This is a genomic window from Sphingorhabdus pulchriflava (assembly GCF_003367235.1).
In the GTDB taxonomy this organism is placed as follows: domain Bacteria; phylum Pseudomonadota; class Alphaproteobacteria; order Sphingomonadales; family Sphingomonadaceae; genus Sphingorhabdus_B; species Sphingorhabdus_B pulchriflava.
In genome coordinates this window covers 1,360,760-1,379,571 of record NZ_QRGP01000001.1, presented here as the reverse complement: position 1 = coordinate 1,379,571, position 18,812 = coordinate 1,360,760, and the positions used below count along the sequence as shown (strand labels likewise).

Sequence of the window (18,812 nt, the reverse complement as noted above, 5' to 3'; positions counted from 1 at the left end):
AAGGGCTGTTTGAACCCCGGAATCTCATAACCAGGCCAATCGCCTGCTCTTTTAGAAGCACCCATCGCCATGATGCTCAATGACCCTTCGCGTAAGTATCGACCTTTTCCGCAAATAGACTTGCCTGATCGCCAATGGCCCAGCCGAACCATCGATAAGGCGCCGCGTTGGCTTTCTACCGACCTTCGGGACGGCAACCAGGCACTTATCGACCCAATGGGCGCGGAGAAAAAGAACCGCTTTTTTGATCTGCTGGTTAAGGTGGGTATCAAGGAAATCGAGGTTGGCTTCCCGTCATCGGGGGCAACCGATTTCGATTTCATCCGTGCACTGGTCGATGGTGGCCGTATCCCGGATGATGTGGCGATCCAGAGCCTGACACAGTCCCGCCGCGATCTGATTGAAAAGACGTTCGAAGCTATGGCTGGTACCAAGACAGCGATCGTCCACTTGTACAACGCAGTCTCGCCGGCTTGGCGCAATATCGTATTCAATCTCGACAAGCCGGGTGTGAAAGCCATTGCCATTGAAGGCGCGCAAATTCTGGCCGAACAGGCAGCGAAATATCCGCAGACCGATTGGCATTTTGAATATTCGCCCGAAACCTTCTCGACCGCCGAACTCGACTTCAGCCTCGAAGTTTGCACCGCGGTGATGGAAATCCTGAAGCCGACGGCTGAAAAGCCGATCATTTTCAATCTGCCGGCTACGGTCGAAGCGGCAATGCCCAACATCTATGCTGACCAGATTGAATATTTTGGACGTCACATTCCGAACCGCGATGCGGTAGTCATCAGCCTGCATACCCATAATGACCGCGGTACCGGCATTGCTGCGACCGAATTGGGCCTGCTGGCAGGCGGTGATCGCGTCGAAGGCTGTCTGTTTGGCAACGGCGAACGAACCGGCAATGTCGACCTGGTTACCGTTGCGCTGAATATGTATACGCAGGGGCTGCATCCGGGGCTCGACTTCTCGGATATTGATGAGGTCATCCAAACGGTCGAATATTGCAACCAACTGCCTGTGCATCCGCGCCATCCCTATGCCGGCGAATTGGTGTTCACGGCTTTCTCGGGAAGTCATCAGGACGCGATCAAAAAGGGATTTGCACACCAGGCGAAGCGCAATGACGAGATATGGGAAGTACCCTATCTTCCGATCGATCCTGCGGACCTCGGACGAAGTTATGAAGCCGTCATTCGCGTCAACTCGCAGTCGGGCAAGGGTGGCGTCGCCTGGGTACTCGAGCAGGATTATGGTCTGAAGCTTCCCAAGAAGATGCAAGCCGATTTCTCGCGTACCGTGCAGGAGCTTTCGGACACGACCGGTCGTGAGCTGACCTCTGCTGACATTTGGGGTGCTTTTCAGGACCGCTATTTCATTACCAAATCGGGACGTTTCGAACTGTTCGATTATGCTGAAAACCATTCGGGCACGGATCGGATTTTTGTCGGCAAATTGAAAGTGGACGGGGAGTTCCGAAGCCTTTCCGGGCGCGGCAATGGCCTGATGTCTAGCGTGATTGCAGCGCTTGCCGACCATGGCGGACCGGAAATGGATATCGTTGACTATAGCGAACATGCCATTGGTCACGGCGCCGGCGCGCAGGCCGCAGCCTATGTCGAATGCCGCACCGCCGATGGACGCAGTCTTTTTGGCGCAGGTATCGATACCGATGTCGCTACGGCAACCGTGCGTGCGCTACTAAGTGCTGCAAACGGCATTTGACATGGGCAGGGCGTTACGCTCTTTACGGCTTAAACAAGTGATTAAGCCTTAGGAGTTGCCGATGTCGTTGCCTGCCATTTTTGATAATCTCCGCTTGCCGGTGATCGGTTCGCCGCTTTTTATCGTGTCCGGACCCGAGCTGGTGATTGCGCAGTGCAAGGCGGGCGTCGTAGGCAGCTTCCCGGCACTCAACGCTCGTCCGGCAAGCCAACTCGACGAGTGGTTGCATCAGATTACCGAAGAATTGGCGGCGCATAACCGCGACAATCCGGATCGCCCGGCGGCGCCTTATGCCGTCAACCAGATCGTGCACCGTTCAAATAACCGGTTGGAAGAGGATATTTCGATCTGCGCCAAATGGCAGGTGCCGGTTACGATCACTTCGTTGGGTGCGCGCGAGGATCTGAATCAGGCGGTTCATGCTTGGGGTGGTATCACGCTGCATGACGTGATTGATGATCGCTTCGCGCACAAGGCCATCGAAAAGGGCGCAGATGGCCTCATTCCGGTGGCAGCAGGTGCTGGCGGCCATGCAGGCACAACTTCGCCCTTTGCTCTGATGCAGGAGATCCGTGAATGGTTTGACGGACCGGTCGCGCTTTCCGGTTCCATTGCGCACGGCCAATCGATCCTTGCTGCACAGGCGATGGGAGCCGATTTCGCCTATATCGGAAGTGCCTTTATCGCGACCAAAGAGGCCAATGCGGTCGAAGGCTATAAGGAAAACATCGTCGAAGCGAAGGCCAGCGATATTGTCTATTCCGACCTCTTCACCGGCGTACATGGCAACTATCTGCGCCAGTCGATCGTCAAGGCTGGCATGGATCCGGACAACCTGCCCAAGGGCGATATCAGCACGATGAACTTCGGTTCGGGTGGCAACACCGAAGCCAAGGCCTGGAAGGATATCTGGGGTTCGGGTCAGGGCATTGGTGCGGTCAAGGCAGTGCAGTCGGTTGGTGAAATGGTAGACCGGCTGGAGCGCGAATATCGTGCGGCCAAGGCGCGGCTCGATGGAGCCTATCGCAAAGGCTGGTGATGCTGCGCATCGTCGAATTTCGGGACGAACTTGCGCCGCTGTTCCATGACATCAACGAAGAGTGGATAAGCGGCATGTTCGAGATGGAGGATGTGGATCGCCACGTCCTCCAAAATCCCCGTGCGACGATCATCGACAAGGATGGCGACATTTTATTTGTTGAGGTTGAGGGCAGGGGCATTGTTGGTGCCGGAGCGCTCAAATGGTCTGGCCCCGGCCAACTCGAATTGACCAAAATGGGTGTGCGTTCCGACTTGCGAGGATTGAAAGCGGGCGAGTTTCTGCTCAATGCGCTCATTGAAAGGGCTGTTTCAATGGCACCCGAACGGCTCTATTTATTGACCAACAAAAAATGCGAAGCCGCAATTCATCTCTACGAAAAATGCGGCTTCGAACATGATGCGGACTTGCTGGCCGAAGCACAGCACCAATATGCCCGCTGCGATGTTGCGATGACTTATCGAGGCTGATCAGCCTTCCTTTTCGAAAGCAACACTGATCCGCAATTTAACATCGTCGCCGACCATCGGGACATATTTGGTCATGCCCCATTCGCTGCGCTTGATCGTAGTGGCAGCGTGAAAGCCGATGGTGGCTTTCTTGTTCATTGGATTGTTGCCCGCGCCTTCGAAGCGCGTTTCAAGTTCGACAGGCTTGGTAACGCCTAGCATCGTCAAGTCGCCCTTGATGATGGCCTTTTGCCCATCAACAATAACGCTGGTTGAAACAAAGCGTGCGCTGTCATATTTCGCGACGTCGAAGAAATCGGCAGTTTTCAGATGGTCCGTCAAACCCTGGCTTGATGTGGCGACCGAGGCGATGGGGATGGTCACATCCACTTTTGAAGCAGCCGGATTGGCCGGATCGATCTGCAACGTACCTTTCACATCACCGAACAGGCCGAAATAATCGTTGAAACCGAAATGGTTGACCTGCCAGTTCACCTGTGTGTGCCGGCTATCGACAACATAGGCACCGGCAGCAACCCGAGCAGCATCGGCGACGCCCGGAAGCTGGGGGGCGGCGTCCTGCTGGGCCAGAAGCGGTGCGGCTACAATGAGGGGGAGGGCAATAAGGAACTTGCGCATCTTGGGCTCCAACTGAAAAGGGGATACGGCAGTTGTTGCCGCATCCCCCTGAAAGTCAACTGCAAAGCGGCAAAGCGCTTAGTTCTTGGCTTTGTCGACCAGCTTGTTCTTGGCAATCCAAGGCATCATCGCACGCAGGCGAGCACCTGTTTCTTCGATGGGGTGCGCTGCCGCCGCCTTGCGCGCTGCTTTCAGCTCGGGCTGGCCAGCACGGTTGTCGAGCACGAAGTTCTTCACGAAACGGCCTGATTGAATGTCTTCCAGCACCCGCTTCATTTCCCATTTGGTCTCTTCGGTGATGATACGCGGACCGGTGGTGATGTCGCCATATTCCGCGGTGTTCGAGATCGAATAGCGCATATTGGCGATGCCGCCTTCATAAAGCAGGTCGACGATCAGCTTTGTTTCGTGGAGGCACTCGAAATAGGCCATTTCGGGGGCATAGCCTGCCTCGACCAGTGTTTCGAAACCGGCCTGGATCAGGTGGGTGATGCCGCCGCAAAGCACGGCCTGCTCGCCGAACAGGTCGGTTTCGCATTCCTCGCGGAAATTGGTTTCGATGATGCCCGAACGGCCGCCACCGACGGCGCTGGCATAAGCAAGCGCTACGTCGTGCGCGTTACCCGATACATCTTTGTCGACTGCGATCAGGCAGGGGACGCCGCCACCCTTTTGATATTCGCTACGCACGGTGTGGCCGGGGCCCTTAGGTGCAATCATGATGACGTCGAGGTCTGCGCGCGGCTCGATAAGGCCGAAATGGATGTTCAGGCCGTGCGCGAAGGCGAGGGCCGCGCCTTGTTTCATGTTCGCATGCAGGTCGTCCGCATAGATGGCTGCCTGATGCTCGTCAGGGGCGAGGATCATAACAACATCGGCCCAAGCAGCCGCTTCGGCGTTCGAGAGCACCTTGAAGCCTGCGCCTTCAGCCTTGGAAGCAGTTGCCGAGCCGGGGCGGAGCGCGATGGCGACGTCTTTCACACCGCTGTCGCGCAGATTCTGTGCGTGCGCATGGCCCTGGCTACCATAACCAACGATGGCGACCTTCTTGTCCTTGATCAGGCCCAGATCGCAGTCTGCGTCGTAATAAACCTTCATGATATTCGCTTTCCTTGTTTGGATTGTTTGGCCTTTGGCCTGATTTAGCTAGCTTCGCTGCCGCGCATCAGCCCGACTATGCCGGTGCGACCAACCTCGACCAGCCCCAGTTCGCGCATCAGCGCGACGAAGGTGTCGATCTTGTCCGGCCCACCGGTAATTTCAAAAATGAAGCTGGAAACAGTCGCATCAATAACGCGGGCGCGGTAAATATCGGCAAGGCGCATCGCCTCGACCCGTTTATCACCAGCCCCCGAAACCTTGACCAGCGCCAACTCGCGCTCGACATGCGGGCCCGCGTCAGTCAGGTCGGTCACCTTGTGCACCGGCACCAGTCGCTCGCACTGCGCGATGATCTGGTCGATCACTTCGGGCGGCCCCTTGGTGACAATGGTGATCCGGCTGATCGCATGGTCTTCGGAAATGTCGGCCACGGTCAGGCTGTCGATGTTGTAGCCGCGCGCAGTGAACATGCCCGCGATGCGTGCCAGCGTTCCCGCTTCGTTGTCTACGGTGAGCGTCAGCACGTGCCGCTCGGCGAATTCTTCCTTGATATGCATGTTTTACACCAGCGCCTTCGCTTCGTCATCCATCGTGCCCGAAACTTCGTCGGAGTGCAGGATCATTTCGGTATGCGCTGCACCACTGGGGATCATCGGGAAGCAGTTGGCTTCCTTCGCAACACGGCAATCGAACATCACCGGGCCTTTATATGCCAGCATTTCGGCAATGGCATCATCAAGCTTGGCCGGATCGTCGCAGCGAATGCCCTTCCAGCCATAGGCTTCGGCAAGTGCCACGAAATCGGGCAGGCTGTCTGAATAGCTGTTCGAATAGCGGCTTTCATAGGTTAGCTGCTGCCACTGGCGCACCATGCCCATCCACTCGTTGTTTAGGATGAACACCTTGACTGGCAGGCGATACTGGCTGGCGGTGCCCATTTCCTGGATGTTCATCTGGATCGAGGCTTCACCGGCAATGTCGATGACCAGCGCTTCCGGATTACCCATCTGCGCGCCGATGGCTGCGGGTAGGCCATAGCCCATGGTGCCAAGCCCGCCGCTGGTCAGCCATTTATTGGGTGCATCGAAGTGGAAGTGCTGTGCCGCCCACATCTGGTGCTGGCCGACTTCGGTGGTGATGATCGGCGCCTTGTCCTTTGTAAGTTCATAAAGCCGCTCAATCGCATATTGCGGCATGATCTCTGATTGGCTTGCCGGATAGTTGAGCGAGCCGACCGAACGCCAGCCCTTAATCCTCGCCCACCATTCGTCGAGCTTCTGTGGCTGCAGTTTGCGGCTATTCCAGATGGTGATCATCTGGCGGATCGCCTTGCCGACATCGGCGACGATGGGCAGGTCGACGCGCACAGTCTTGTTGATCGAACTGCGGTCTATATCGATATGAACCTTGATACTGTTCGGCGAGAAGGCATCGAGACGGCCGGTAACGCGGTCGTCGAAGCGCGCCCCAAGGCACAGCATCACGTCGCACTGGTTCATCGCCATATTGGCTTCATAGGTGCCGTGCATGCCCAGCATGCCCAGCCAAGCGGGATCGGAGGCCGGGAAGGAGCCGAGGCCCATCAGGGTTGAAGTGACAGGTGCTCCGGACAGAGCTGCGAGTTCGCGCAGGGCTGCGCTGGCGTCGGGGCCTGAGTTGATGATGCCACCACCCGTATAGAGGATCGGTGCCTTGGCCTTGGCAAGCAGCTCAACCGCCCGCGTAATCGCCGCAAAGTCAGCTTCTCCTGCGGGAACATAACGCTTTGCAGCATTGTTACCGTGGCGTTCATATTCGGCGGTTGCGACCTGCACATTTTTGGGGATGTCGATAACAACAGGGCCAGGACGGCCCTGCGTTGCGATATGGAAGGCTTCGGCGACAACTGCGCCCAGCTCGGCAGGATCCTTCACCAGATAATTATGCTTGGTGCAGTGGCGGGTGATTCCAATCGTGTCTGCTTCTTGAAAGGCATCCGAACCGATCAAATTGGTTGCAACTTGCCCGGTGATGCACACCATCGGGATCGAATCCATGAAAGCATCGGCAATCCCAGTGACCGCATTAGTTGCGCCGGGGCCGGAAGTGACGAGAACCACACCGGGTTTACCGGTCGAGCGGGCATAGCCTTCTGCCGCGTGGGCAGCGCCCGCTTCGTGACGGACGAGGACGTGGCGGATCTTGGGGTGCTGGAAAAGTGCGTCATAAATCGGCAGCACAGCGCCGCCGGGATAGCCGAAAACGGTGTCCACACCCTGAGCGAGCAGGGCTTCAATCAATATGTCAGCGCCGGATTTTTCGGCCAATTTCTTATTCCTCATTCAGAGAGACCTGACCTATGTTGCGACGCAGCAAGGTTGGCAAGAGCGGGCTCGTTACGGATTAGAAAATGGCATGTCAACAGTTAAAAATGAAATAATCTTTCAATTTTACTAAATTCAGAGTCACTATAAATCTCACTATAACGAGGCCAGTTGGTAGGAGGCTGGTTACGGAACCAGGTATATTGGCGTTTGGCGTATTGGCGGGTGGCCGCTTGACCGCGGGCGAGGGCTTCGCCGCGATCGATCTCCCCGCGCAGCATTGCTGTGATTTCAGGAACGCCGATTGCTCGCGTAACCGGTGCATCGGCAGGCAGATTGAGTGCCAGCAGCGCCTTTACCTCGTCAATCGCACCGCGCTCGAGCATTTGTGCAAAGCGCAAGTCGCACCGTACATGCAACCAGTCGCGCGGGGGAAGAAGGATCAGGGGGTGCAATTCCACGTCGCCACCTATTCCTCCCTCGCGTAGTGCACGCCATTCGACAACGCTCTTACCAGTCGAACGCATGACCTCGAGTGCGCGTTTGATCCGGCTGTCGTCATTGGGGGAGAGTACAGCGGCGCTGTTGGCGTCTGTGTCAGCAAGCGCATGATAGGCCTCCGCTGTGGGCAGGGCACGCACAGCACTCCGTACTTGGGGGTCGATCTCGGGTATCGGCGCAATGCCATCAAGTAGCGTGCGGAGATACAAGCCCGTCCCGCCGACGAGTATCGGCAACCGATCCTCGCTCCATGCTATTTCGACTTCGTGCTTGGCATCTTGCGCCCAGCGCGCCGCCGAGCACGCCTCTCGCCCATCGAGATAGCCGAACAACCGGTGCGGCGCGCTTGCCATTTCCTCAGCACTCGGCTGCGCACTTAGGATCGGAAGATGCGCATAGACCTGCGCACTATCCGCATTGATAATCGTCACCGGACGTGAGTGCGCGAGCCGCAACGCCAATGCGGTCTTGCCGCTGGCCGTTGGACCGGCAATAAGCGCCAGTCTTTTGCCTCTCGGCCTTTTTTGCGGATTCGTCATGTTGTCAGCTTCTTCCACAAATGTCGTCACACTGATAGCGGCAGATCATCTGGATGCGGGAATGCTATCCGAGGCGGCTGATCGTTTGCGCGACGCCGGGTTGGAGCCGGGCGAGCATGACTGGCTGGAACTGGGTATAGCCGCTGACTTGCAATTCCAAGGACAGATTGAAGCCGCGCGCGATGCCCTGCGAAGCGTCGAAAACCTCATGGACGTCTGCGTCCAGCCTTCAACCAACCGCCGCAAGATGCTGCTGGTGTCGGATATGGACAGCACAATCATCACCGTTGAATGCATCGACGAATTGGCCGATTATGCAGGCATCAAAGCCGAAATTGCCGAAATCACCGAGCGTGCGATGCAGGGTGAGCTGGATTTTGAAGGTGCGCTGCGTGGCCGTGTCGCGCTCCTTAAAGGGTTGCACCGCGATTCGATTCAGCAATGCATTGACGAACGCGTTCGCCTGACGCCGGGTGCCGACATATTGCTGAAGACGATGCGCGGCTGGGGTGCGCATGGCCTGCTGGTATCAGGTGGCTTTACCGATTTTGTTGCGGCGGTTGTTGATATGGCCGGGTTCGACAGCATGGCGGCGAACCGGCTCGGAATTTCGGGCGAATATCTCAACGGCACGGTCGATGGCGAAATTGTTGATGCGCACGAAAAGGCACGGCAACTGCACAAGGCACGGCAGCAACTGGGCCTTCCGTCCGAACTGGTTCTCGCAGCGGGTGATGGTGCCAACGACATATTGATGTTGGAGGCGGCAATTGAAGGTGGCGGCATAGGCGCTGCCTTTCATGCTAAGTCCGTACTCGCTGAAAAAGCTAATTTCGCGATCCGGCATAATGATTTGACTGCGTTGCTGTTTGCGCAAGGTGTGCGACGGAGCGAGTGGGTTATGGGTTGATGAAGGCGTGTGGTACGAATAGGTTCGCCGGTATGAACCGCAAATTGATCCTTCTCCTCGCCATCGCCCCACTCGCCGCCTGTAAGTCGCTCGAAAAGCCGCAATCAAAGGCCGACGCACGTGCGGACATGGCTGCCGCGTCGTTGAGATATACGGATGGCTCCGGCATCGCCAAATTCTTGCAGGAAAAGGGCGGCGTTCGTGGAAAGCTGTGGCTTCAGGTGCCTAGAAAGGGTAACTATGCGATGCATGTGCATGCGGTGGGGAAATGCGAAGGGCCTGATTTCTCAAGCGCAGGACCGCACTGGAACCCCGAAACCAAAAAGCATGGACTGGACAATCCGGCCGGACCGCATAAGGGCGATTTACCCAACATTGAAGCCTATTCAGACATCAATGTTGTTGTCGATTTCTTCCTTCCCGATGTGCGACTGAAAGGCGAGGGGGGGATGCTTGATGCCGATGGTGCGGCGCTGGTGATCCACGAACGTGCCGATGACAATATCACCGACCCAAGCGGTAACAGCGGCAAGAGGATAGTGTGCGGCGTAATCAACCGCGAATGATGTTTACGCCTTGTCGGCGTAAAGCAAGGATCCGGGGCCGAGGCGCCACAAAACCTGACCGATATCATCCTTTGAAAATGCAAAGCAGCCTTGGCTGCGTCCGATTTTGCCGCGCTCTGCAGCGAGCGAAGGGTCTACATACCATGCTGCGTGAATAACGATGGCGCGATTCTCGGCTTGGTCATTTTCCGGATCGAGGCCGATCAAACGGCGCGACAGTCCGTGCTGGCCAACATAACTCTCGCCAGCAATGTAGCTGCCCGCAGAGGTTGCTTCGGATCCAGGGACATTGGAAAAATGCTGCACCCAGCCGCTATGGCCGGGGTCTGAGCCTTTACCATGAGCGACCAGCAGTGGCGTTGTTTCCCCACTAATCATGTTGAGCATGTGAAAACGCGGAATCCGCGATGGAGCCGAAAAGTCTGCAATCGCCATTGTTTCGCGCTGCCAAATGCGTTTGTCATGACGCGCAAAGGCAGCACGCGCGCGCTTCAAAATTTCGGGGGACAATTCAGGTTTGGGAAGTTCCTGAGCACGCACCGCCGATATCGGTAGTGACGCTGCACTAACACCGGCAATTGATGCCATGGCGGACTGCACAAATGACCTGCGACCAATTTTCAACATATGACCTAGATAAGCCATAGAGGTTACTAACCCAACGGCTTTGGGCTCCGTTCGGCGCAAAATCCTGCCGCCTAGGCGCGGTTTGAAGTCGAAATTGTACTCGTCAAATGCTTGCAAATATCATGCGTGCCTACGAATGCGTGTTGCCTAGGTCTGCAAATACAAGCATAATATCCATCGAAAGTTGTACTTTGTTTTCGGAATTTGGGGGCAGTAATGGGCTGTTTGAGTGTGGTTGGTGGAATGCCGTTGGTGATGCTTGCGTTCGTAGCGCCCGCATTTGCCCAACAGACACCCACAGACACGGTCGCAACACCGACACCGGTTGATGCTCCAGTTGTTCAGCCTGTCGACACAGTTCCCACGCCTGTCGTGACGCCCGCGCCGGTTACGCCCCCAGCCGTAGTGACGCCGCCCGCCGATCCGCCTAAGAAAAAGGGCCCTGTCGACGGCTTGAAGCCAGGGCAGTTTGTCTGGGAAAAGCGCGAAAGCTATAACAATCCACTGCGTTTGGTCGCCGTGCTGGATATTCAACGGCTTTATGTTTTTGATGGCGACGATCTGGTTGGGTTTGCGACGATTTCGACAGGGAAAAAGGGAAAAGAAACGCCGACTGGCGCTTTCAAAATCCTGCAGAAAAAAGTTTATCACGAATCCAACATATACGCCAATGCGCCGATGCCGTTCATGCAGCGGCTGACATGGGATGGTATTGCGCTGCACGCCGGCCATAATCCCGGATACCCCGCATCACATGGGTGTATTCGTTTGCCCAAGCCGTTCGCACAAGCTTTGTACGATGCCACGCAGATGGATGGGGAAGTGGTTATCCTGGCTAGTTTGACCAAGCCAAAGCCGAAGCCGCAGCCAATTCCGCCTGTTGTCGATCCGCAGCCGCCCATTGATACGGTGGTGCCTCCGGTCCAACCCGAGCAGGTCATTACGCCTACACCCGTCTGAGCCGTTTGTCGTAGCGTCACTGGGCTATTGTGCGCCGAGTTTCGGGTTGACGTTTACGCGAACGTAAAGTAAATTTGCTTACCTAAGGGAAGGAAATTTACATGGCAGAGCAGAAAGCGGCGGCAGCAAAACGTGCCGATGCGACAATCGATACGCCCGATGCGCTCAACCGCGAAACTTTCACCATTTCCGATCTGTCGGCAGAATTCGATGTGACTGCCCGGGCGCTGCGCTTTTATGAAGATCAGGGATTGATCGCACCGGAACGGCAGGGTCTTTCGCGCATCTATTCCAAACGCGACCGGGCCAGGCTAGCATGGATATTGCGTGCCAAGCGCGTAGGCTTCAGTCTTTCCGAAATTCGCGAAATGATCGATTTGTACGATTTGAACGATGGCCGTAATGTCCAGCGCAAGGTCACAATCATGAAATGTCTCGACCGTATTGAGCTGTTGAAAAAGCAGCGCCACGATCTGGACAGTGCTATTGCCGAATTGACTGACTTTGTTGTCCTGGTCGAAAAGGTCGAAGCAGAAGAAACCAAAGCCGCCTGAGCGGCGCAACAATTACACAAGAGGGTATCCATGCCGCAATATAAAGCGCCGGTGCGCGACACGCTTTTCATTCTCAACGAAGTTCTGGGCATCGACAAATATGCCAATCTGCCGGGCTTTGAAAATGCCAGCGCCGACATGGTTGAGGCCATTCTGACCGAGGGAGCGAAGTTCGTCGAAAACGAATTATTCCCGTTGAATGCGGTTGGCGACAAGCAGGGTTGCACCCGTCATGCAGATGGTTCGGTGACCACACCCGAAGGCTTCAAAGAAGCCTATAAGGCCTATTGCGAAGCCGGTTGGGGAACGCTTTCGGCGCCGGTTGAATATGGCGGGCAGGGGATGCCGCACATCCTTTCGATGGCATTCGAAGAATATATGGCAAGCTCGAACATGGCCTTTGCCATGTATCCCGGGCTGACCCATGGTGCAGTTTCGGCAATCCTCGTCAAAGGCAGCGATGATTTGAAGGCGATCTACGCGCCCAACATGATCAGCGGCAAATGGACGGGTACGATGAACCTGACCGAGCCGCATTGCGGGACCGATCTGGGCCTGATCCGGACCAAGGCTGTGCCCAATGGTGATGGCAGCTACGCAATCACCGGCACGAAGATATTCATCTCGTCGGGCGACCATGATCTAGCAGAAAACATCATCCATCTGGTGCTGGCGAAGACACCCGATGCGCCGGACAATGTGAAGGGGATTTCGCTTTTCATCGTGCCCAAATTCCTTGTCAACGAAGACGGCTCGCTGGGCGAGCGCAATCCGCTTGGCTGCGGTTCGCTCGAACATAAGATGGGCATTCACGGCAACGCGACTTGCGTGATGAACTATGATGGCGCGACCGGCTATCTGGTGGGGGATGAGAATAAAGGCCTCGCTGCCATGTTCATCATGATGAACATCGCGCGACTGGGCGTCGGCCAGCAGGGTCTTGGCGTTGCCGAGGTGGCTTATCAGAACGCCGTGCAATATGCGCATGATCGCCGACAGGGCCGAGCGCTCACCGGTCCGCAGGATTTGGCCGAAAAGGCCGATACGTTGTTCGTTCACCCGGACATCCGTCGGATGCTGATGGATTCAAAGGCGTTCACCGAAGGGATGCGCGCTTTGTGCCTCAACGGCGCGCTGCTTGCGGATATCATCCACAATGGCCAGACCGAAGAAGAACGCACGGTAGCCGACGACCTGCTCTCGCTGCTCACGCCCGTCATCAAGGGCTATGGCACCGATAAGGGCTATGAAGTCGCAACGAATGCACAGCAGGTTTATGGCGGTCACGGCTATGTCGGCGAATGGGGCATGGAACAATATGTTCGCGATGCCCGCATCACAATGATTTACGAAGGCGCCAATGGCGTGCAGGCGATGGATCTGGTCGGTCGCAAGCTCGCGCAAAATGGCGGGCGTGCCGTGCAGGCCTTTTTCAAACTGGTCGATGATGAATGCGCCGCCGCCAAGGGCAGCAAGCTCGAAGATTTCGCCACCCGGCTTGAAAAAGCCAATGGTGAATTGAAGGCTGCAACCATGTGGTTCATGCAGAATGGCATGGCCAACCCGAACAATGTCGGGGCCGGTGCGCATCATTATATGCACATCATGGGTATCGTCGCACTGGGTCTGCAATGGCTGCGTATGGCAACTGCTTCGCAGGCAGCACTGGATGCAGGCTCAGGCAACGCCAAATTTTACGAAACCAAGCTGGTGACTGCACGCTATTTTGCTGAACGCTTTATCCCCGATTGCGGTGCGCTGCGTCGCAAAATCGAGGCGGGCAGTGAGGCGATCATGGCGTTGGAGCCGGAGATGTTTGCGGTAGCCTGACATGGCAGTGCAGCCATCCGCCGCAGCGAAGCCCGTCGTCGAAGAAGGGCGCAACTGCTGGCGGATTGCTCACGCGGGCCGGGTATCGGTGGTGGTCGATGCCGCCGACTATTTCCACTATGTCCGCGAACTGTGTGAAGAAGCACAGAATCTGCTGCTGTTCATCGGCTGGGATTTTGACTCGCGTATCACGCTAGAGCCGGGTGACCGGAGCAGGCGCGCACGCCTTTCGGGCTTTTTCCTGCGGCTGGCGCGCCGCAACCCACGCCGCCGCATCGCGATCCTCAAATGGCGGTTCGGGGCGCTCAAGCAATTCCTGAACCCGACCAGCGCATGGACGCTCGCCCGATGGGCGGCAACGCGGGCGATCGAGTTCAAATTTGATGGCGCGCACCCTGCAGGGTGCAGCCATCACCAGAAAATTGTCATTGTCGATGATTGCCTGGCCGTCTGTGGCGGTATCGACCTGGCATCGGGGCGTTGGGACACGCCGGAGCATCTGGACGATGATCCCAAACGCCTATTGCCCAATGGCAAGCCGCAAGCGCCCTGGCATGACATCACAATGCTGATGGACGGGGACGTTGCGGCTGCGCTGGGTGAGTTAGCGCGCGATCGCTGGGATATTGCAGGGGGTAAGCCTTTGCCGCCGGTCCAGACCGTCGAACCGCAATGGCCGGACGATGTGCCGGTGCTGTTCGAAAATGTTGATCTCGCCATCGCCCGAACTCGAGCGCCCTATGGAAATGTTGAAGAAGTACGCGAGATTGAAACGCTCTATCTCGACATGATCGCCGCAGCGCAGAAGTTCATATATATCGAGAACCAGTATCTTACCTCTGCCAAGATTGCGGCGGCTATTGCCACGCGCATGCGGGAGGCCAATCCGCCCGATATCGTCGTCATCATGCCGCGTTCGGCGGAAGGCTGGCTTGAACAGAAGGCAATGGATGCAGCGCGGGTGCAACTGGCGCGTGCCATTGGAAAGGTCGACAAGGGCGATCGCTTCCGCATCTATGTGCCCGTCACCAAAGGCGGGACGGACATTTATGTCCATGCCAAGTTGATGATTGTCGATGACCGGTTATTGCGGATTGGCTCGGCCAATCTCAACAACCGGTCGCTAGGGCTGGATAGCGAATGCGACATGGTGCTCGATTGCGCGCTACCTGCCAACAAGGGTTCGGAAAAGGCGATAGCAGCGCTGCGGACGCGGTTGCTTGCGGAGCATCTGGGCGCTGAGGAAAAGTCCGTCGCAGAAACATTCGCGCTATCCGGATCGCTAGTGGACACGGTGGAGGCGCTGCGTGGGGCGGGCAAGACGCTCGAACTGCTCGACCTTGAAAAGCCGGGGCCACTCGACAAGCTGATCGCCGAGAATGAACTGCTCGATCCTGAGCATTCAGAGGGCTTTCTCGAACCGTTGCAGCAGCGCGGATTGCGCAAGCGTTGGCGCGAAGGTCGGGCGCGCGTCGCCAAGAGGCTGGCACGGCGGAGAGCGACCAGCCGTTAGGCTGCGCCGGACACACGACCGGTTGAGTGCGACGGACGGTTAGGCTTCTCGCACACACCAGTCGACGCTTGCCGCTAGTCAAACCTACTCAAAGATAGAAAAGTCCCATTCGACAGGGGGTTGTGTATATGAGGAGCAACCGATGTCGATAACCCGGAAATGGTCGCAAAGTCCGGTCGCATGGGCCGCCGCACTGGCGCTAATCCTGCCTTTTGCCTTTGGAACGGTGCATGCCACCGAGCCTGCGAAACCCGCTAAACCAACCGCCACTGCCGAGGCTCCGATTCCACCTCCAACGCTTGACAGCAATGGTGATGGTAAGCCGGACGCCTGGGATCGCGACGGCAACAGCAAGGCCGATGCCTGGGATACGAATGGCGATGCAAAGCCTGACCTGTTCGACAATGACGGCGACGGCAAGCCCGACGCAGATCGCTGACCTTATTCGGCCCGCGGGTCGCAAAGGTTCGGGCCGGAGTCGGGGCGGAGTAATCCGCCCCGGCGCGTTTTACTCGACCGGCAGGAAATCTGGAACCGACAGATAGCGTTCGCCGGTATCATAGTTGAAACCGAGTACACGGGTTCCCGCTGGTAATTCTTTCAGCTTTTGTGCGATCGCTGCCAGCGTAGCACCTGACGAAATGCCCACAAGCATGCCTTCCTCGCGTGCGGCGCGGCGCGCCATTTCCTTGGCGTCTTCCGGGTCAACCTGGATCACTCCGTCGATCAACTGGGTGTGGAGGTTAGCGGGGATAAAGCCTGCACCTATACCCTGGATCGGATGCGGCCCGGGCTGACCACCGCTAATTACCGGCGACAGCGTCGGCTCGACGGCATAAACCTTCAGGTTGGGCCACGCTTCTTTCAGAAACTTCGTGCAACCCGTGATGTGGCCACCAGTGCCGACACCCGTGATCAATACATCAATCGGGCTGTCCTTGAAATCTGCGAGTATTTCTGGCCCCGTCGTGCGCACATGGACATCGACATTGGCCGGATTTTCAAACTGCTGAGGCATCCAGCTATTCGGGGTGTTGTCGACCAGTTCGATCGCGCGTTCAATCGCGCCTTTCATGCCCTTTTCGCGGGGTGTCAGGTCGAAGGTCGCGCCATAGGCCAACATCAGTCGGCGGCGCTCGATCGACATGCTTTCGGGCATGACAAGCACCAGCTTGTAGCCCTTGACCGCTGCCACCATCGCAAGGCCGACACCAGTATTGCCGCTGGTCGGTTCAATAATCGTCCCGCCCGGTTTCAGGCTGCCATCCTTCTCCGCTGCCTCGATCATCGCGAGGCCGATACGGTCCTTGATCGATCCGCCGGGGTTCGACCGTTCCGACTTTACCCAGACTTCGGCGTCGCCAAACATCCGCTGAAGGCGGATATGCGCGCTGTTGCCGATGGTTTCGAGAATGGAATTGGCCTTCATGTGGGGTGCTTTCCTTCAGTCATTGGTGCAGTTTGATAAGCTTGCTTCTGCCGCAATCTCTCAATCAAGGCGGATTTTCTTGCTTCCTCTCGCTTGCTATCAGCGCCGGATAGTAAGCTGCGCAACAGATAGAGTCCATAAGGCCAGTCGTCGATGCCCGATGCAGCGTTGATATGGCCGAACGGTCCTGCATTGACGAAGCGTGCGCCCCATCGCCGCGCCAATTTGCCAGCATGTCGCAAAGAGCAATAGGCATCATTTTCACTGCCCACGAGAATGGTTGGAAAGGGCAGCACCACGCGAGGCGCAGGCGCAAAATTGGCAAGCCGGGAATCGAGCGGGCAATTATCTACGCTGGGCGGTGCAACCAGCAGCGCGCCGACTATGTCATGCGTTCCAGCTTGGGGTTCCTGCGATGCCCACCACGTTACGGCAAGGCAGCCAAGGCTGTGAGCTACCAAAACTTTCGGGCCCGATGTCGCTGCGATGGCGATGCCCAGATTTGTGGTCCAACTCGTGCGGCGCGGTGATGACCACGCACCCAGTTCTACGCGAACGGTATTGGGAAGCTCCTGCTCCCATCGGCTTTGCCAATGATCCGGGCCACTATTGTTGAGGCCAGGGATGATGAGGATATTGGGATCGGTGGATGTCATGCGGCGGCTCCTTCCGGTTAGAATTCAGATGGGCCGTTGGTAACGGGTGAGGCCGATTTATATTCAATCAAATAAGTAGACAATAAACTTTGCGTTGAAACGCGCAAACTTGTCGTTGATCTGATTGAGTTGGTCAGGGGGTCTTTTCGGACTGACGAAATTGCGGCTCGAACGTCCGGGCGTTTTTGAGTTCCGGGAACAGCCTTGCCCAGATGCCTGTGATAACGATAGCGCCTGCACCGCCGAATACAACCGCGCCGACTGGCCCGAGTAGTGCAGCGGCAAAACCAGACTGCAGCTCTCCCAGTTCGTTTGAGGCGGATATCGCAAGGCCGGAGACCGAACTGACGCGGCCGCGCATTGCATCGGGGGTGTTGAGCTGCACCAGAGAGCCGCGCACATATACCGACAGCATGTCCGCTGCGCCCAATATGGCGAGCATTGACAGAGCGACGGCCATGGAAGCGCCCATATTCAGCCAGTCGATCTTGGCGTCGCCGAACAGATACTGGCCGATGATATGCGAATAGCCAAAGCCGATGGTGGCGATACCAAACACCACTACAGCCCACAGCATCTTGGCACCGACATTATGCTTCAATGGCCGGAACGACAGATAAATCGCGACTATCGCAGCGCCAAAGGCCGGGGCTGCACGAAGCTGGCCCAAACCGTCGGGGCCTACATGCAATATGTCACGCGCATAGACCGGCAGCAACGCGGTCGCGCCAGCCAACAGTACCGCAAACAGATCGAGCGTGATTGCTCCCAACAGGAACCGTTCGGAGAATGTATATTTCATCCCCTCAACCATCATCCGCACCGGATGCTTTTTCTCGGTCATCGGAGGTGGGAAAACGGGACGTACCGTGGCAATTGAAATGCTCGACAGTATAAGCAATGCCACGGTCATCCAGTAAGATCCCGCCGCATTTTGCGCATACATCAATCCGCCGACTGCCGGGCCAATTACCGATGCACTTTGCCAGGCAATGGAACCCAGCGCGATAGCGCGGGGAAGCGATTCCGGTGGCACAATATTGGGCGCGATGGCCGCCATAGACGGACCTACAAAGACACGCGCTACGCCGTGGAACGCGGCGAGCACGAACAGCAATGGCAAAGTCAGCGCATCATTGTAGGTCAAAACGCCAAGTCCTAGCGCAACCCCCGCGTCGACCATATTGGCAAAAATCGCGACACGCCGCCGTTCAAAACGGTCCGCTGCCCAGCCTGCAACGGGGGTCAGCAAGGCTAGTGGGATGAACTGAAACAGCCCGAGCAGCCCCAACTGAAACGCTGCTGCTTTGGGGGACATGCCATAATCGGTGCGCGCAACATCATAGACCTGCCAGGCAATGACGACGACCATCGACATGGTCGCGATCACCGCCATGAAACGCGCCAGCCAATATCGGCGGTAGTCAGGTATGCTGAAAGGGTGCGGGGCGGACGACATGTTCGT

19 protein-coding genes are annotated in these 18,812 nt (G+C 57.0%); 10 read left to right on the top strand and 9 right to left on the bottom strand.

Annotated elements, in window-relative coordinates; all coding sequences use genetic code 11:
• The first annotated feature begins 72 nt into the window (after window positions 1-72).
• The 3 genes from leuA (at window position 73) to DXH95_RS06860 (ending at window position 3,240) form a co-directional block, all read left to right on the top strand.
• Window positions 73-1,731: a 2-isopropylmalate synthase gene (leuA, locus tag DXH95_RS06870; protein WP_115549441.1), complete on the top strand. Its 1,659-nt coding sequence runs from the start codon at window positions 73-75 to the stop codon at window positions 1,729-1,731.
• Window positions 1,732-1,792: 61 nt separating this feature from the next.
• On the top strand, window positions 1,793-2,770 hold the full coding sequence (locus DXH95_RS06865) for an NAD(P)H-dependent flavin oxidoreductase (protein ID WP_115548643.1): 978 nt from the start codon (window positions 1,793-1,795) through the stop codon (window positions 2,768-2,770).
• A complete protein-coding gene (locus DXH95_RS06860; RefSeq protein ID WP_115548642.1) occupies window positions 2,770-3,240 on the top strand; it encodes a GNAT family N-acetyltransferase in 471 nt (156 codons plus the stop codon). The genes DXH95_RS06865 and DXH95_RS06860 overlap by 1 nt, the downstream gene beginning before the upstream one ends.
• Here the strand turns inward: DXH95_RS06860 and DXH95_RS06855 are convergent, their stop codons facing one another.
• The 5 genes from DXH95_RS06855 to miaA form a co-directional block, all read right to left on the bottom strand.
• Complete coding sequence (locus DXH95_RS06855) at window positions 3,241-3,858, bottom strand: YceI family protein (RefSeq protein ID WP_115548641.1); 618 nt, start codon at window positions 3,856-3,858, stop codon at window positions 3,241-3,243. It abuts the gene before it with no gap.
• 78 nt (window positions 3,859-3,936) lie between these two features.
• Window positions 3,937-4,956 (bottom strand): ketol-acid reductoisomerase, encoded by a 1,020-nt coding sequence (gene ilvC, locus DXH95_RS06850; RefSeq protein ID WP_115548640.1) that lies wholly within the window; start codon window positions 4,954-4,956, stop codon window positions 3,937-3,939.
• 44 nt (window positions 4,957-5,000) lie between these two features.
• Window positions 5,001-5,516, bottom strand: a complete 516-nt coding sequence (gene ilvN, locus DXH95_RS06845; protein WP_115548639.1) for an acetolactate synthase small subunit — start codon at window positions 5,514-5,516, stop codon at window positions 5,001-5,003.
• Between the two features lie 3 nt (window positions 5,517-5,519).
• Window positions 5,520-7,280 (bottom strand): acetolactate synthase 3 large subunit, encoded by a 1,761-nt coding sequence (locus DXH95_RS06840; RefSeq protein WP_115548638.1) that lies wholly within the window; start codon window positions 7,278-7,280, stop codon window positions 5,520-5,522.
• Between the two features lie 83 nt (window positions 7,281-7,363).
• Entirely contained in the window at window positions 7,364-8,302 is a 939-nt protein-coding gene (gene miaA, locus DXH95_RS06835) for a tRNA (adenosine(37)-N6)-dimethylallyltransferase MiaA (RefSeq protein WP_115548637.1), read from the bottom strand.
• On the opposite strand from miaA, the gene serB reads away from it, so the two are divergent.
• Window positions 8,301-9,212, top strand: coding sequence for a phosphoserine phosphatase SerB (serB, locus tag DXH95_RS06830; protein WP_115548636.1), 912 nt, complete (start codon window positions 8,301-8,303; stop codon window positions 9,210-9,212). The two genes, miaA and serB, sit on opposite strands and share 2 nt — an antisense overlap.
• A 32-nt stretch (window positions 9,213-9,244) precedes the next feature.
• Window positions 9,245-9,778 carry a superoxide dismutase family protein gene (locus tag DXH95_RS06825; RefSeq protein WP_115548635.1) on the top strand — a complete coding sequence of 178 codons (534 nt, stop codon included), beginning with the start codon at window positions 9,245-9,247 and terminating at the stop codon, window positions 9,776-9,778.
• A gap of 3 nt (window positions 9,779-9,781) precedes the next feature.
• Here the strand turns inward: DXH95_RS06825 and DXH95_RS06820 are convergent, their stop codons facing one another.
• Complete coding sequence (locus DXH95_RS06820; protein ID WP_239016567.1) at window positions 9,782-10,366, bottom strand: murein L,D-transpeptidase catalytic domain family protein; 585 nt, start codon at window positions 10,364-10,366, stop codon at window positions 9,782-9,784.
• Between the two features lie 255 nt (window positions 10,367-10,621).
• Between DXH95_RS06820 and DXH95_RS06815 the strand changes: the two genes are divergently transcribed.
• The 5 genes from DXH95_RS06815 to DXH95_RS06795 all read left to right on the top strand — a co-directional run bounded on the left by DXH95_RS06815 (window position 10,622) and on the right by DXH95_RS06795 (window position 15,701).
• A complete protein-coding gene (locus tag DXH95_RS06815) occupies window positions 10,622-11,365 on the top strand; it encodes a L,D-transpeptidase family protein (RefSeq protein WP_239016566.1) in 744 nt (247 codons plus the stop codon).
• Window positions 11,366-11,466: 101 nt separating this feature from the next.
• Window positions 11,467-11,919, top strand: a complete 453-nt coding sequence (locus DXH95_RS06810; protein WP_115548633.1) for a MerR family transcriptional regulator — start codon at window positions 11,467-11,469, stop codon at window positions 11,917-11,919.
• A gap of 30 nt (window positions 11,920-11,949) precedes the next feature.
• The gene (locus DXH95_RS06805; RefSeq protein ID WP_115548632.1) at window positions 11,950-13,749 is read left to right on the top strand and encodes an acyl-CoA dehydrogenase C-terminal domain-containing protein; all 1,800 of its coding nucleotides are present in this window, start codon (window positions 11,950-11,952) and stop codon (window positions 13,747-13,749) included.
• Between the two features lies 1 nt (window position 13,750).
• Window positions 13,751-15,262 carry a phospholipase D-like domain-containing protein gene (locus DXH95_RS06800; RefSeq protein ID WP_115548631.1) on the top strand — a complete coding sequence of 504 codons (1,512 nt, stop codon included), beginning with the start codon at window positions 13,751-13,753 and terminating at the stop codon, window positions 15,260-15,262.
• Between the two features lie 142 nt (window positions 15,263-15,404).
• Window positions 15,405-15,701: a hypothetical protein gene (locus tag DXH95_RS06795; protein ID WP_115548630.1), complete on the top strand. Its 297-nt coding sequence runs from the start codon at window positions 15,405-15,407 to the stop codon at window positions 15,699-15,701.
• 69 nt (window positions 15,702-15,770) lie between these two features.
• Here the strand turns inward: DXH95_RS06795 and cysK are convergent, their stop codons facing one another.
• The 3 genes from cysK to DXH95_RS06780 all read right to left on the bottom strand — a co-directional run bounded on the left by cysK (window position 15,771) and on the right by DXH95_RS06780 (window position 18,806).
• Window positions 15,771-16,691, bottom strand: a complete 921-nt coding sequence (cysK, locus tag DXH95_RS06790; RefSeq protein ID WP_115548629.1) for a cysteine synthase A — start codon at window positions 16,689-16,691, stop codon at window positions 15,771-15,773.
• Window positions 16,688-17,347 carry an RBBP9/YdeN family alpha/beta hydrolase gene (locus DXH95_RS06785; protein WP_115548628.1) on the bottom strand — a complete coding sequence of 220 codons (660 nt, stop codon included), beginning with the start codon at window positions 17,345-17,347 and terminating at the stop codon, window positions 16,688-16,690. The genes cysK and DXH95_RS06785 overlap by 4 nt, the downstream gene beginning before the upstream one ends.
• 133 nt (window positions 17,348-17,480) lie before the next feature.
• The gene (locus DXH95_RS06780; protein WP_115548627.1) at window positions 17,481-18,806 is read right to left on the bottom strand and encodes an MFS transporter; all 1,326 of its coding nucleotides are present in this window, start codon (window positions 18,804-18,806) and stop codon (window positions 17,481-17,483) included.
• Window positions 18,807-18,812: the final 6 nt, after the last annotated feature.

What these genes read in the sequence shown, in the direction of transcription:
- leuA (WP_115549441.1), top strand. Translation starts at nt 73, where the DNA reads ATGCTCAATGACCCTTCGCGTAAGTATCGACCTTTTCCGCAAATAGAC.
- DXH95_RS06800 (WP_115548631.1), top strand. Translation starts at nt 13,751, where the DNA reads ATGGCAGTGCAGCCATCCGCCGCAGCGAAGCCCGTCGTCGAAGAAGGG.
- cysK (WP_115548629.1), bottom strand. Translation starts at nt 16,691, where the DNA reads ATGAAGGCCAATTCCATTCTCGAAACCATCGGCAACAGCGCGCATATC.
- DXH95_RS06820 (WP_239016567.1), bottom strand. Translation starts at nt 10,366, where the DNA reads ATGGCATCAATTGCCGGTGTTAGTGCAGCGTCACTACCGATATCGGCG.
- DXH95_RS06865 (WP_115548643.1), top strand. Translation starts at nt 1,793, where the DNA reads ATGTCGTTGCCTGCCATTTTTGATAATCTCCGCTTGCCGGTGATCGGT.
- DXH95_RS06810 (WP_115548633.1), top strand. Translation starts at nt 11,467, where the DNA reads ATGGCAGAGCAGAAAGCGGCGGCAGCAAAACGTGCCGATGCGACAATC.
- DXH95_RS06805 (WP_115548632.1), top strand. Translation starts at nt 11,950, where the DNA reads ATGCCGCAATATAAAGCGCCGGTGCGCGACACGCTTTTCATTCTCAAC.
- DXH95_RS06825 (WP_115548635.1), top strand. Translation starts at nt 9,245, where the DNA reads ATGAACCGCAAATTGATCCTTCTCCTCGCCATCGCCCCACTCGCCGCC.
- DXH95_RS06855 (WP_115548641.1), bottom strand. Translation starts at nt 3,858, where the DNA reads ATGCGCAAGTTCCTTATTGCCCTCCCCCTCATTGTAGCCGCACCGCTT.
- DXH95_RS06780 (WP_115548627.1), bottom strand. Translation starts at nt 18,806, where the DNA reads ATGTCGTCCGCCCCGCACCCTTTCAGCATACCTGACTACCGCCGATAT.
- ilvN (WP_115548639.1), bottom strand. Translation starts at nt 5,516, where the DNA reads ATGCATATCAAGGAAGAATTCGCCGAGCGGCACGTGCTGACGCTCACC.
- DXH95_RS06815 (WP_239016566.1), top strand. Translation starts at nt 10,622, where the DNA reads ATGGGCTGTTTGAGTGTGGTTGGTGGAATGCCGTTGGTGATGCTTGCG.
- DXH95_RS06795 (WP_115548630.1), top strand. Translation starts at nt 15,405, where the DNA reads ATGTCGATAACCCGGAAATGGTCGCAAAGTCCGGTCGCATGGGCCGCC.
- DXH95_RS06785 (WP_115548628.1), bottom strand. Translation starts at nt 17,347, where the DNA reads ATGACATCCACCGATCCCAATATCCTCATCATCCCTGGCCTCAACAAT.
- DXH95_RS06860 (WP_115548642.1), top strand. Translation starts at nt 2,770, where the DNA reads ATGCTGCGCATCGTCGAATTTCGGGACGAACTTGCGCCGCTGTTCCAT.
- serB (WP_115548636.1), top strand. Translation starts at nt 8,301, where the DNA reads ATGTTGTCAGCTTCTTCCACAAATGTCGTCACACTGATAGCGGCAGAT.
- ilvC (WP_115548640.1), bottom strand. Translation starts at nt 4,956, where the DNA reads ATGAAGGTTTATTACGACGCAGACTGCGATCTGGGCCTGATCAAGGAC.
- miaA (WP_115548637.1), bottom strand. Translation starts at nt 8,302, where the DNA reads ATGACGAATCCGCAAAAAAGGCCGAGAGGCAAAAGACTGGCGCTTATT.
- DXH95_RS06840 (WP_115548638.1), bottom strand. Translation starts at nt 7,280, where the DNA reads ATGAGGAATAAGAAATTGGCCGAAAAATCCGGCGCTGACATATTGATT.